General features: G+C 70.8%; 8 protein-coding genes and 1 pseudogene. 7 read left to right on the forward strand and 2 right to left on the reverse strand.

The window, feature by feature from the left end; genetic code table 11:
* Positions 1-68 precede the first annotated feature (68 nt).
* The 3 genes and pseudogenes from GD880_RS03510 to GD880_RS20590 all read left to right on the forward strand — a co-directional run.
* Complete coding sequence (locus tag GD880_RS03510; protein WP_152230240.1) at positions 69-2,216, forward strand: cell wall-binding repeat-containing protein; 2,148 nt, start codon at positions 69-71, stop codon at positions 2,214-2,216.
* Between the two features lie 645 nt (positions 2,217-2,861).
* Positions 2,862-4,532: a cell wall-binding repeat-containing protein gene (locus GD880_RS03515; protein WP_152230241.1), complete on the forward strand. Its 1,671-nt coding sequence runs from the start codon at positions 2,862-2,864 to the stop codon at positions 4,530-4,532.
* A 246-nt stretch (positions 4,533-4,778) separates the two neighbouring features.
* A pseudogene (locus GD880_RS20590) lies at positions 4,779-4,994 on the forward strand (transposase); the annotation flags it as partial.
* A gap of 600 nt (positions 4,995-5,594) precedes the next feature.
* Here GD880_RS20590 and wecB read toward each other — a convergent pair.
* Positions 5,595-6,653: a non-hydrolyzing UDP-N-acetylglucosamine 2-epimerase gene (wecB, locus tag GD880_RS03525; protein ID WP_152230242.1), complete on the reverse strand. Its 1,059-nt coding sequence runs from the start codon at positions 6,651-6,653 to the stop codon at positions 5,595-5,597.
* Positions 6,654-6,713: 60 nt separating this feature from the next.
* On the opposite strand from wecB, the gene GD880_RS03530 reads away from it, so the two are divergent.
* From GD880_RS03530 to GD880_RS03545, 4 genes are all read left to right on the forward strand, one after another.
* Positions 6,714-7,835 (forward strand): glycosyltransferase family 4 protein, encoded by a 1,122-nt coding sequence (locus GD880_RS03530; RefSeq protein WP_152230243.1) that lies wholly within the window; start codon positions 6,714-6,716, stop codon positions 7,833-7,835.
* Entirely contained in the window at positions 7,828-8,931 is a 1,104-nt protein-coding gene (locus GD880_RS03535; protein ID WP_152230244.1) for a glycosyltransferase family 2 protein, read from the forward strand. Before GD880_RS03530 ends, GD880_RS03535 begins: the two co-directional genes overlap by 8 nt.
* 60 nt (positions 8,932-8,991) lie before the next feature.
* Positions 8,992-10,146, forward strand: coding sequence for a cell wall-binding repeat-containing protein (locus GD880_RS03540; protein ID WP_152230245.1), 1,155 nt, complete (start codon positions 8,992-8,994; stop codon positions 10,144-10,146).
* Between the two features lie 67 nt (positions 10,147-10,213).
* A complete protein-coding gene (locus tag GD880_RS03545) occupies positions 10,214-11,347 on the forward strand; it encodes a glycosyltransferase family protein (protein ID WP_152230246.1) in 1,134 nt (377 codons plus the stop codon).
* Positions 11,348-11,377: 30 nt separating this feature from the next.
* Here the strand turns inward: GD880_RS03545 and GD880_RS03550 are convergent, their stop codons facing one another.
* A complete protein-coding gene (locus tag GD880_RS03550; protein ID WP_193314342.1) occupies positions 11,378-12,526 on the reverse strand; it encodes a heparan-alpha-glucosaminide N-acetyltransferase domain-containing protein in 1,149 nt (382 codons plus the stop codon).
* Positions 12,527-12,549 lie beyond the last annotated feature (23 nt).

The following is a 12,549-nucleotide window of genomic DNA, read 5'->3' on the forward strand; positions in this document are numbered from 1 at the left end:
AACCTGTGTGACGTGTGGGACAGTGACGCGTCAATGTGCCGCCTTCCCCAGAAAGCACAGGCAATCTCGTGACCCCTCGTGCCCTCGCGCGCCCGGCCGCCCTCAGCGCGGCGCTTGCGCTGCTCGGTGTTGGACTGACCGCCGCGCCCGCCCCCGCCGAGCCGGCTAGCCCGGCTGACGCCCCGGCGCCCTCGGCGGCTGCCGCCGCTGGGCTGCCCGACAGCACCACCCCCACCGTCGGCGACGCCGTCCCGGTGAGGACCGAACTCGAGGCCGTACCGATGGACGACGTCGAGACGGCCACCGCCGGCGGCCGGCGAGTGGAGGAGGTCACCGTCTCCGGGGCCGGGGGCCATCTCGTCGTGGTCGGCGTGAGCTGGGCGGAGGTCGACGCCGACGCCGGGCTGACCGCCCGGTTGCGCAGCCGCGACGGCGCGACGTGGTCGGACTGGACCGCCATGGAGATCACCGCCGCGCAGACCGACGCCGAGGCCGACGGCGGCATGCGCGGCGGCACCGAGCCGGTGGTCGTCATGGACGCCGACGAGGTCGAGGTCACCCTGGCCGGCGCCCCCGGCACGCTGCCCACCGACCCCCAACTCGTCGTCGTCGACCCGGGCGAGAGCCCCGCCGACGCCGCCGTCCCGGTGGGGGAGCGGCCGCTCGGGGAGCCGGGCGCGGGCGGGGCCGCGGTCGGGGCCTTCGCCGTGGGCGCCACCAACGCCGTGCCGACTATCCGGACCCGCGCCGACTGGGGCGCGGACGAGTCCAAGCGCTTCTGGGTGCCGGAGATCGGCCAGGTCACCGGCGTGGTGGTGCACCACACCGCCGAGACGAACGACTACGGCCCTGAGGACGTCCCCGCGATCATCCGCGGCATCTACGGCTTCCACGCCGACAAGACCGGTCGTGGCTGGGGCGACATCGGCTACAACATCATCGTCGACAAGTTCGGCCGCGCGTGGGAGGGCCGCTACGGCGGGCTGACCAAGGCCGTCATCGGCGCCCACGCCTCCGGGGTGAACTCCACCACGTTCGGCATCTCCGTCATGGGTAACTACGACCTCGTGCCGGTGCCCGACGCCGCCTTTCGCACCGTCGCCCAGGTCATCGCCTGGAAGTTCGCCATCCACGGGATCACTACGGCCGGCACCGCAATCGGCAAGAACGGCGTCCCCATCAAGCGGGTGGTCGGGCACCGCGACGTCGGCCAGACGGCGTGCCCGGGCCAGTACTTCTACGCTCGTCTGGGCGAGCTGACCAGCCTGGTGGACGACTACCAGGCCATGCTGCCCGCAGGCCTCGCGGCGGACCCCGGCGGTGCGCCAACTGTCGTCCGGCTCGGCGGGGCGGACCGGTACGCCACTGCGGCCGCTGCCTCGCGCTTTGCCTTCCCGACGGCGGACGCCGTGTTTATCACCACAGGAGCGGAATACGCCGACGCCCTGTCCGCCGGTCCGGCCGCGGCCATGCTCGGCGCACCGGTACTGCTCGTCCAGCGCGGCGCAATCCCGGCCGACGCGCACCTCGAGCTGCAGCGGCTACGGCCCTTGCGGCTGTACGTGCTTGGCGGCACCGGGGCGGTCTCAGCCTCTGTAGAGACCGAGCTGCGCGCCTACGGCGACGTCGTGCGCCTGGAGGGGGCGGACCGATACGAGACCTCGGCCCGGGTGGGCCGCGCGACGTGGAGTGATGCCGCCACCGTGTACCTCGCCTCGGGGCAGGACTTCGCTGACGGGCTCGCGGGCGGCGCCGCCGCGGCCGCGAGCCGATCCCCGTTGTACGTCACGCCCGGCGGTTCCCTCGCCCCCGCGATCCGCACCGAATTACGGCGGTTGACCCCTACGCGCGTCGTCCTCCTGGGCGGCGAAGGGGCACTCAGTGCGGGCGTGGCCGGCGCGGTGCGGGACGCCTTGCCTGGCGCGGTCGTGACGCGTCTTGACGGTGCCGACCGTTACGCCACTGCTGCCGCCATCGCCGAGGCCACCTGGCCGGTGGGCGCCGACGCCGTCTTTCTGGCTACCGGCCTGCAGTTCGCCGACGCACTTACCGGCGTGCCCGCCGCGGGCAGAGCCGGTGCCCCGATACTCCTCACACGACCCGCGTGTGTGTCCCGTGGGACAAACGACGCTATGAGCGCCCTGGCGCCCGGCACGATCGCGATCCTGGGCGGCACGGTAGTAGTGGAGGAATCGGCGATCAACCGCACCTGTTGATTGGCGCTTGAATCCTCTCCGAGTGTTGCGTGTTGCACCCCAGGCGGCATCTGGCTAATCTTGCGGCGGTGCGGAAGGTCTTGCGGACATGTCTTAGCTCGAAACGGTCCCCTCGGGCGCAACGGTCATGACCAACATATGAGCACCTGGCCGGCGGTCTACTTCGTTTAACACGAAGGAGGCCGCCGGCCGCCGTCTTACTGGGTTTCGCCCGAAGGTTTTGTAGCGTCGTTACGGACCGACTCGGCGGTGGATCCTGGTGGGAGGCCGTGGATTGGGCTGTCGATGCTGTCAGGTGCGCAAAGGGAAGCCGACGGTCGCTTCCCGTATCATGTTCCGTGACTCGTCGCGACGGATTGCGGTGAACAATCTCAAATTGTTATCAACTTGTGACAATTGCATGTTGGGTTACGGTCGCACCACAGCCTGGCGGCATTGACGTAAGGACCTCGACAGCCGGACGCCACGCCGAGAAACGGACTTGCGCGAACACATCTACAACCCCTACCGTCACCTGTGACCCACCGATGTGAGTTGTTGGTGAAGCACGGCCGAGGGAATGTTCCCGAGGTGGCTCTGGCCAAATGGCACGGGTTGTGGGGACCAGATGTACATCTAGCTCGTGACCTTAGGAGGTCAACACAAATGGGTAAGATTACCCGCCGGGGCTCCCTCGCCCTGACCGCCGCACTTGCGGTGGTTCTCGCTGGCACGACCAGCGCTTCTGCTGCTGGCTCGATCGACCGCCTGTCCGGCGAAGACCGTTTCGGGACCGCGATCGACGTTTCGAAGCAGGCTGACACCGCCGCCAAGGCCGCCAACTACGTCATCATCGCTCGGTCCAGCGACTACCCGGACGCTCTGGCGGCCGCTCCGCTCGCTGAGGTGCTTGGCGGAGCTCCCATCCTGCTCAACGAGAACGACAAGGGCCTGCGGGAGGATGTCCTTAAGGAGATCCAGCGTCTGAAGGCACTTAAGGGCGGCACGCTTAACGCCGTCATCGTCGGTGGCACGGGTGCGATCTCGGCTCAGGCCGAGACCGACCTTAAGCTGGAGCTCGGCAAGGACGCTGGCGGCGAGTACCGCGTCTCGCGCATCGCGGGCAGCGACCGCTACGAGACGGCCGTCAACATCGCTGCCGCAGTTGAGACCGGTAACCTGGACTCCGACGCGGCTATCGAGGCTCCGAACCCGTTCGGCCCGAACCTTCCCGTGTTCGTCGCCGACGGCCTGGGCTTCGCTGACGCCCTCGCCGCTGGTCCCGCCGCAGTCAAGGCTAAGGGTGCGATTGTGCTCTCCAGGGGCACGGGCTTCGACTCCTACACGGAGACGGTCCTTGGTCAGACTGAGACCCGCAGCCAGACGCGTGACTACCTGCTCGACGTGACCGCCTCGCAGACCGTCTACGCCGTGGGCGGCCCGGCCGCCGCCGCCGTCGGTGGCCAGGTGAAGGCTGACAACAAGCTCGTGGGCATTGACCGGTTCGAGACCGCGACTAAGGTCGCGGGCAAGTTCTTCCCGAGCCCGACGGTCGTGGGTCTGGCCAACGGCCTCGACTACCCGGACGCCATCGTTGCAGGCGCTTACCTTGGCGCCGACGGTCCGCTGCTTCTTACGAGGGCGAATGAGCTGCCCGGGGTCACCGCTACCTACCTGAAGGACAAGGTCGCCGCGAACGTTACCGCGACGATCTTCGGTGGTAAGGGCGTTGTTGCCGACAGCGTCTCCACGAGCATCAGCGACGCGATCGGTCAGTTCAAGGTTCAGGCGCAGTTCGGTCTCACCGGTTCCGGTGATGAGCAAGTCCTGACCGTGACCGCGCTGCCGGCGTCCAGCGTTACGGTGCAGACCGCGAACGGTCTCGTCGACATCTTCAAGGGCGTGACGGACTCGAAGGGCATCGTCACGACGACCCTGGAAGCCGGTGACAGCGACCCCACCACGCTGACCGACGCCGACGAGGGCGCTAAGTTCCTTGTGACGGTCAAGAACGGAGACACGACTTCGACCGTGTACGCGGTTGTCAACACGACCCCGACCGCTCCCTCGGCCCTCGCAGTTGATGGCACGGTCACGAGCCAGGTCAACGGCACGATCGCCGCTGGCACCGCCAAGGTGAACGTCTACAAGAAGGACGGCACCTTCTTGGGCAGCAAGACGGTTGCCGCGACGGACACCACCTTCAAGTTCGACCTGAAGGGTGTCGCCCCGGCGGCCAACCACGCTGCCGGTGACCTGGTGCTCCGCGCCGCTGACGCCAAGGGCAACCTCTCCGCTACGGTCAACGTTCCCGTGATCGTGGTTCCGGCGGCCTGATCCCGCCACAGAGGACGGATCCGCTTTGAGTGCGTGATCCCGCATCCTGCAGGGCCCTCCACCGTCCTCGGTGGAGGGCCCTGTGCGTAGTTGAAGTGTGACCGCAGGGCGGTGGTTAGGCCCGCCGCCGACTCATAGGGCATCACCGACTCCGCCTTCTCCGGTGCGGTCGGCGCCTGAGGTTTTCATCCTGTCCGCCGATAAGGTGAGCGGCACCCTCTGGGCGGTCGAGATCGAGGCTCCCACTCACCGTGGCAGCGCGGCTCGAACGAGAACACGAACGGACTGCTGCGCGCTTACTTCCCCGAGGCCACCGGCCTGAGCCTTCACTCGCCCCAACACCTACTGGCCGTCGAGAACGAACTCAACCAGCGGCCGCGGATCGTGCTCGACGACCACGCTCCCGCCGAGTTGTTCCAGGCGCTGTTAGACGCACAAACACAGTCCGTGTTGCAACGATGACTGGAACCCGGCCCGTCGTTCCTGGCCTACTCGTCGACCGTCGCCGGAATCTGCACTCCGCCGTCGACGGCGCGCGCGCCGCGAGAACGATACGTGTCATGGGGGCCGGCACGCACCGCTCCACTATCCGGGTAAGGACGGGCACGGGGCCGTGGACCACGTCAACTGGTATTTCACCGCCCCCACCCAGAACCACATCCTGGTCGCCGCTTTCACTTACGTGAGTAGGTGGCTTGGGGAACCGCCGGGTTCCATGGAGGGATTCCTCCTTGGAGGTTGCCTCAAATGTCTGAATCGGCTATGAGGTACTCGGTTAAGGTGTGTGGGCTGGGTGCGTGGTCCTTCAGCCTCGGCAGAACTGTCCCAATGAGAGGCGATCGGCACGATCGCTGACACGCTGGGGTGTGCACGAGACGCTGCGCGGTGGATGCGCCGCCAGGGGTCACCGGGCTGGATGGATTAGGTCTCGTCAGCGATCACGAGGTCGTTGGGGCGTAGCCGGCAGGTGTTCCTTCCGTGCTGGATCGGATGGTCCAGCGAGGGCTTGCCCCGACGAGGACCTTCGATCACTGAACGCGCTGATCCGTTGGTACCGCTCCCTCAGTTGCTGAGGGAATCGATCACCCGCGTTGCCGCGTGGCCGTCGCCGTACGGGGTGGCGTGTGTCGCAATTGGTCTAGATCGGGAGGCTGCCGCAACTAGAGCCTCGCCCGGCTCGACAAGAACGTTCCAGCCCAGCTCGACCGTTTCCACCCACTCTGTCTCGGGCCGCACAGTGGTGCACGGCACTCCAAGCAGGAATGCCTCCTTTTGGAGGCCACCGGAATCGGTGATGATGCCGCGGCTGGCCTGCGCTGCGGCTACCAGGTCGGGGTAGGCCAGCGGCGAGCGTGCGCGCAGGTTGCCGTGCTCGAGGGTAAGCCCAGACTCCTCGGCCTTGGCCACCAGGCGCGGGTGGGTGAGCAGCACCACCGGGTGGTCGACCATTGCCAGCGAGTCGAGGACCGCGGCGAGCCGGTCGTCGTCGTCGGTGTTCTCCGCACGGTGGATGGTTGCGAGCGAGAAGGCGCCCTGCTCTAGGCCCAACTCGGCGAGCAGCGCCGGCGGCCGGCCCGCGACGGCGTCGCGTACCTGCAGCAGCACGTCGGTCATCACGTCTCCGACCAGCGCGCTGCGCCCGGCCAAACCCTCGTCGGCAAGGTGGCCCATGGCGATCTCGGTGGGGGCCAGCAGTAGGTCGGCGGCGTGGTCGGCCATTACCCGATTGATCTCCTCGGGCATAGCGCGGTTAAACGAGCGCAACCCGGCCTCCAGGTGGGCCACCGGCACGTGCAGCTTCACCGCGGATAGTGCCGCGGCCAGGGTGGAGTTGGTGTCCCCGTAGACCAACACCCAGTCGGGTTGTTGGGCCTCCAGTACGCCATCGAGCGCGGCGAGCATGGCGCCGGTCTGCACTCCGTGGCTCCCGCTGCCGACGCCCAGATGCACGTCCGGATCGGGGATCTGGAGGTCGCGGAAGAACACGTCCGACAGCATTGGGTCGTAGTGCTGGCCCGTATGCACGATGACGTGCTCGACACCGCGCGTCGTCGCCTCGTGTGCGATGGGGGCAAGCTTGACGAACTGTGGGCGCGCGCCGACGACGCTGAGAACCTTCACGTCCGGCACTCTAACGGCGCCTGCGAGGAGCGCTCGGCGGCGGCTGGCACAATGAGCCACATGCGGGTCGTTGCGGTCACCACCTGGTTCCCCACCACCCGCGCCCCATCCTCTGGCACCTTCGTGGCGAAGGACGTCGCGGCCGTCGCCGCGGCAGGACACGACGTCGCCGTCGTCCACCTCGTCCCACCCCACCAGGACGACGGCACCCGGGCGCTCGAGCACGAGGGCCTGCGAGTGTGCCGCGTCCCCATGGCCACCAACCGGCCGGACGCCATCGCCGCGGCCGGCCGGGCGCTTCGCCCCCTGCTCGCCGGCGCCGACGTGGTGCACACCATGGCGTTCTCCACCCTGCTGCCCTTCGCCTGGCGGCGCCCGGCGGGGCCATGGGTACACACCGAGCACTGGTCCGGCCTGACCAACCCCGCCACGCTGCCGCCCGCCTGGCGGCTGGCGCTGCCGATGCTCAGCCGGCTGCAGGCCCGCCCGGACGTGACCACCGCGGTCTGCGACTTTCTTTGCCGCACCATCCGCCGCTCCCGCAACGGGCCGCTGGAGATCGTGCCGTGCCTCGTCCCGCCGCTGCACCCGGTGCCGCCGCGCCGGCACCGGGACGGCGTGCTGCGGCTGGTCGGCGTCGGCGGGCTGGTCGAGCGCAAGGATCCGGTCGTCGCGGTGCGCACCCTGGCCGAGCTCCGCCGCCGCGGCACGGAGGCGGCTCTGACCTGGGTGGGGGAGGGGCCGCTGCGGACGGAGGTCCTCGGCGAGGCCGACCGCCTGGGCGTCGCCGACCACCTCACGCTCACCGGCAACCTGGCGACCGCGGGCGTCTCGGCCGCACTCGCCGCGGCCGACCTGTTCTTCCTGCCCACCCGGGCCGACAACTTCTGCGTCTCCGCCGCCGAGGCGCTCGTCCATGGTCGGCCCGTGGTGGTCGGCGCCACCGGCGGGCAGGGCGAGTACATCGACCGCGCCGTAGGCGAGCTCGTCGAACGGCAGGACCCGGCGCTGTACGCCGACGCGATTCAGCGCGTCGACATCGCCACCCAGGACCTTGCGGCGGAGACGATCGCAGCGACCATCGGGGACCGCTTCTCCGCCGCGCAGGTGGCCGCCGGGTACGAGCGCGCCTACGCCGAGGCGCTCGCGGTGCGCGGACGGCGGGTGGGCGACCATGGCTGAGCGGCCCGACGTCGACGTCGTCATCGCCGTCCACACCCCCACCCGCCCGATTGCCCGCGCCGTCGCCTCGGTGCTCGACGGCAACGGTGCGCTCGACGGCCGGCCGGGCGCGGTCCGGCTGACGGTGGTGTGCCACAACATCGGCGCCGACGTCATCGCGGCGAAGGTGCCCGCGGGGCACCGGGAGCGGGTGCGGTTCCTCGAGCACCGCGACGGGCTGCGCAGCGCCGCCGGCCCGTTCAACGCGGGCATGCGCGACTCCGACGGGGAGTTCGTCTCGATCATGGGCTCGGACGACACTCTTGAACCCGGCGCCGTCGCGTCCTGGGTGGCGCTGGCGCGGCGGACGGGGGCGGAGACGGTCGTCTCCCGCCTTGTGCGTGGTGCCGGCCGGGCCGTCGTTCCCACCCCACCCGCGCGGCCGTGGCTGCGCGGGCTTGCCGACCCGGTGGCCGACCGGCTCAGCTACCGCAGCGCCCCGCTGGGGCTGGTGGCCACGGCCGCGCGGCGGCGGCTCGGCGCGGAGCTGGTGGAAGGCCTGCCCGTGGGGGACGACGTGCCCTACGTGACCCGACTGTGGTTCGAGACCCGAGTGGCGGTCGCCCGCCGCGGCCCGGCGTACGTCATCGGCGAGGACGCCGCGGACCGCGTGACGTACGCGGCACGCCCCATCGCCGTCGAGCTCGCGTTCGTCCACCACCTGCTGGACCAGGAGTGGTTCGCCGCCTACCCGCTGCCGGCTCGGCGGGCGGTCGCCGCCAAGCTGGCCCGCATCCATCTCTTCGGGGCGATCTACCACCGCCAGGAGCTCTCCTCGTGGACGCCGCAGGAACGGGCGGATCTCACACGGGTGGTCATCCACCTCGCCGCGGCCGCCCCCGGCTATGCACGCGTACTCTCGATCGCCGACCGGCGCGTGCTTGACGCTGCACTCGCGCCCGAGGTGCCGGCCAGCGACCTCGTCGCCGCAGCCCGGGCCCGTCGCCGTCACGGCCGACCGACCACTCTGATCACCCGTGACCCGCGCGGACTGCTCGCCGCCGAAGGGCCCGTGCGGTTCATGGCGGCGTCCGCGATGACGCGCCTGCGGACCTAACGCGCAACGGACCTGCGCCGGCTGTAATGTCGGCCTCCATCGCCTGGGAGGTCGATTGACGTGCGCAGCTTCGTCCGACGCGGCTCGGTTGCCGCCGCCACAGCCCTGACCTTGCTGTTCGTCGCCGGGAGCGCGGCCGGCGCGAGCAGCGACGACGTTCCGCAGCCCACGGCCGACGCGGTCACCCGGGTGGCCGGCACGGACCGGATCGGGACCGCGATAGCGGCGTCGCAGGCGCAGCAGCCCGCTCCGGTCGCCCCGGGGACCGGCACCGTCATCCTCAGCCGCTCGGACGACTTCGCCGACACGCTCACGGCCGTGCCGCTGGCCGACGAACTCGACGCGCTGATCCTCACCACGCCCAGCGGCGCGGACCTCGATCCCCGCGTGGCGGCGGAGGTTCAGCGGCTCGCCCCGGCCCATGTGGTCGTCGTCGGCGGGGCGGGCGCGGTGTCGACGGCCGCAGAGGCGAGCCTCAAGGCGGTCGTCCCTGGCCAGGGGGCGGTGGTGCGGATCTCGGGCGTCGACCGCTACGACACGGCCGCGCAGTTGGCCCGGTGGACCATCACGTCAAGGGGACAGTCCGCCCCGACCGAGCCGCGGGACATGCACACCATGTGGCCGATCGACGAAGCGAATGAGCGCCGGAACACGCCGGTGTTCCTCGCTACCGGCCTCGACTATCCCGACGCCCTCGCCGCGGGCGCGGCCGCCGCGCAGACGAACGGGGTAGTGCTCCTCACCCGCGGCGACCAGTTCGACGACCACACGGGCTTTGGTGGCCCGAAGCAGCGCAGTTACACGCTCAACTTCATGGTCGACGAGGAGGGCGGCAGGATCACGGGGCCGGTTCACACCGTGGGAGGCCCGGCCATGAGAGCCACCTCCGGCAATTACACGTCTCTCGTTGGCGCCGATCGATACGAGACGGCCGCCCTCGTGGCGCGGTACGCCGGGTGGTTCCCGGCCGCCGACACTCACACGGTCGCCATCGCCTCCGGCGAGGACTATGCCGACGCGGTGGTGGCGGCCGGCTTCATCGCCAACCAGGACGGCCCCCTCCTACTGACGAGGGCGGCCTCGCTGTCGGCGGTCACCGCCAACTACCTCGCGTCGGTGTCCTCGGCCGAGACCGCGACGCAGGTGCACCTCTTCGGCGGCACGGGCGCCGTTTCCGGGGACGTGGCCACGGCTATCCGGCGCGCGCTGAGATGACGCCTGTGCACTCCGGCTCACCCCGCAGGCGGGCTGACCGACGACAGCACCGTGGGAGGATGCCGGGGTGCCCGACCGCCCCCGCCTGCTGATCCTCGCCTTCTCCCCAATTCATCGCGACGCGCGGGTGCTGCGCCAGGTACGACTCTTGGCCGGCCGCTACGAGGTCACCACCTGCGGGTACGGGCCCAAGCCCGACGGCGCGGACCACCACGTGCAGATCCCCGACGAGCTGATCTACTGGCACAAGAGCCGGAGCCTGCTCATCCAGCGCCGCTACGCCGCGGTCTACCGGAGCAACGCCGTCGTGCGCCACCTCCGGGACGCTCTGCCCCGTGAGCACTTCGACGTCGTCCTCGCCGACGACATCGACACCGTCCCCCTGGCGCTCTCGCTGCACCCGCGGGGCGGCGTGCACGCCGACATGCACGAGTACGCCCCCCGGGAGAACGAGCACCTGTGGCGGTGGCGCTGGTTCGTGGCCCCCTACGTGCGGTGGCAGTGCCGCACGTTCCTCACCCGGGTGGACTCGGTGAGCACGGTGGGGGAGGGGCTGGCCACGGAGTACGACCGGGAGTTCGGCATCCACGCCTCTGTGGTGGTCAACGCCGCGCCCCTCGCACCGCTCGCGCCCGCCCGGGTGGCGGACCCGATCCGGCTCGTGCACTCGGGCAACGCCCAGCGCAACCGCGCGCTCGGCCTGATGGTCGATGCCGTCGAGGCGGCCTCCCGGCCCGTGACGCTGGACCTCTACCTTGTGCCCAACGACGCCGCCTACCTCGAGGAGCTGCGCGCCCGGGTCGCGGGCAACCCGGCGATCACCATCCACGACCCAGTGCCGCCGGCCGACCTGCCCCGCACGCTCGCCGCGCACGACGTCGGCGTGTTCGTGCTGCCCCCGGTGACGTTCAACTACCTGTGGACGCTGCCCAACAAGTTCTTCGACTACGTCCAGGCCCGCCTGGGCCTCATCGTCGGCCCCTCGCCGGAGATGGCCGGGCTGGTGCGCCGGCACGGCCTGGGCGCCGTCACCGACGGCTTCACCGCCGCCGACCTGACCCGGGCGATCGACGAGCTCGACCCCGCCAACGTGGCCCGGTGGAAGCACGCCTCGCACGCCGTCGCCGAGGAGTACTCCGCCGAGCGGCAGGTGCAGGGCTGGGCGGACGCCGTCGACGCGCTCGCCGCCCGCGCCCGCTAACCGGCGCGACCGCGAGGCGAGCGTCGCCGTTCAGGCGTGGACGTAGATGCGCCGCCAGTGCAGTACGAGCGCCAGCAGCCACCACGCCGCCAGCGAGACAAGCACGAACTCCAGTCGGGGGTCGGCGTCCAGGGCCACGGCCTGGGCGATCCGCTCGGCGAGCGGAGGCTCGCCGGTGCGCAGCAGCAGCGAGTGCGCCACGTGGGAGCCGAAGTACACCAGCAGGCTGTTGCGGCCCAGCGCAATGAGGGGCACCCCGAGCCGCGCGCGGACTGCCGCCCAGCCAGCGCGGGTGGGAATGTCGTGCAGGAGGTACCCGATGGCGAGGATCGCCACGCCCAAGGCCGCAGTCATGAGGCCGAAACTGGGCGTCCACAGCCGCTTCATCGGCTCGACCCACTCGGTGAGCACCGCCCCGGCGCCGCCCACCACCACCGCCCACCCGCCCAGCCACACCGGGGCCAGGCGCGACCGGCGGTAGCGCACCGCCAGATGGCCCGCCGTCACCCCGGCGGCGGCGGTGACGAACGTCCCGCAGATGGCCACGAGCCCCTCGGGGTCGTGACCCAGCACGCCCGCCGCGTACATGTGGGCGCCGAGCAGCGGGCCGTCGATCGCGCCGGACGGGTTGCACTCCGGCGTCAGGGCCCCGCCGGGGCAGCCGGCCGCCGCCCGGGCCAGCGCCGCGGCCAGCGCGCCGGAGGCGACCAGCGTGGTGAGCGCCCAGGCGCGGGCAGTGCGGACGACGTGGTGCAGGCTTGCGATGACGAGCACCAGCACGGCGTAGACCTGGAGCGGCCCGGTGACGCGGAAGGTCGCCCACGTCAGCTCCGCCGTCGTCACGGCGTTGTACGCCAGCCCGGCGAGCAGGAGCACCACCACCCGGCGGGCGGTGGTGCGGGCGGGCACTTGGTTCTTGTAGGCGAACGCCAGCCCGCAGCCGGAGAGGGTGACGAACAGGGGGAAGATGAGGTCGTAGGCGGTCATCCCTGACCACGCCGGGTGCTGCAGCTGCGCCGGGCGCGGGGAGAGCACCGCCTCGCTGCACACTGAGGCGATCAGGAGCAGCCCGCGGGCCCAGTCCAGGGCGGTGACGCGCCCCGGCCTCCCGTCGGGCTCGGATGCGGCGCCGACGGCGCGGTGGCGAGCGGACGTCGTCGTCCTGTCGGGTGCGGTCACGGGCCGCCACGGTATCGGACGGG

Origin of the sequence: Georgenia ruanii, from assembly GCF_009193175.1 — a bacterium.
Lineage (GTDB): Bacteria > Actinomycetota > Actinomycetes > Actinomycetales > Actinomycetaceae > Georgenia > Georgenia ruanii.

Bases quoted from the DNA above. Each gene is read 5' to 3' on its own strand.
- GD880_RS03535 (WP_152230244.1), top strand. From the start codon at position 7,828: ATGGCTGAGCGGCCCGACGTCGACGTCGTCATCGCCGTCCACACCCCC.
- GD880_RS03530 (WP_152230243.1), top strand. From the start codon at position 6,714: ATGCGGGTCGTTGCGGTCACCACCTGGTTCCCCACCACCCGCGCCCCA.
- GD880_RS03515 (WP_152230241.1), top strand. From the start codon at position 2,862: ATGGGTAAGATTACCCGCCGGGGCTCCCTCGCCCTGACCGCCGCACTT.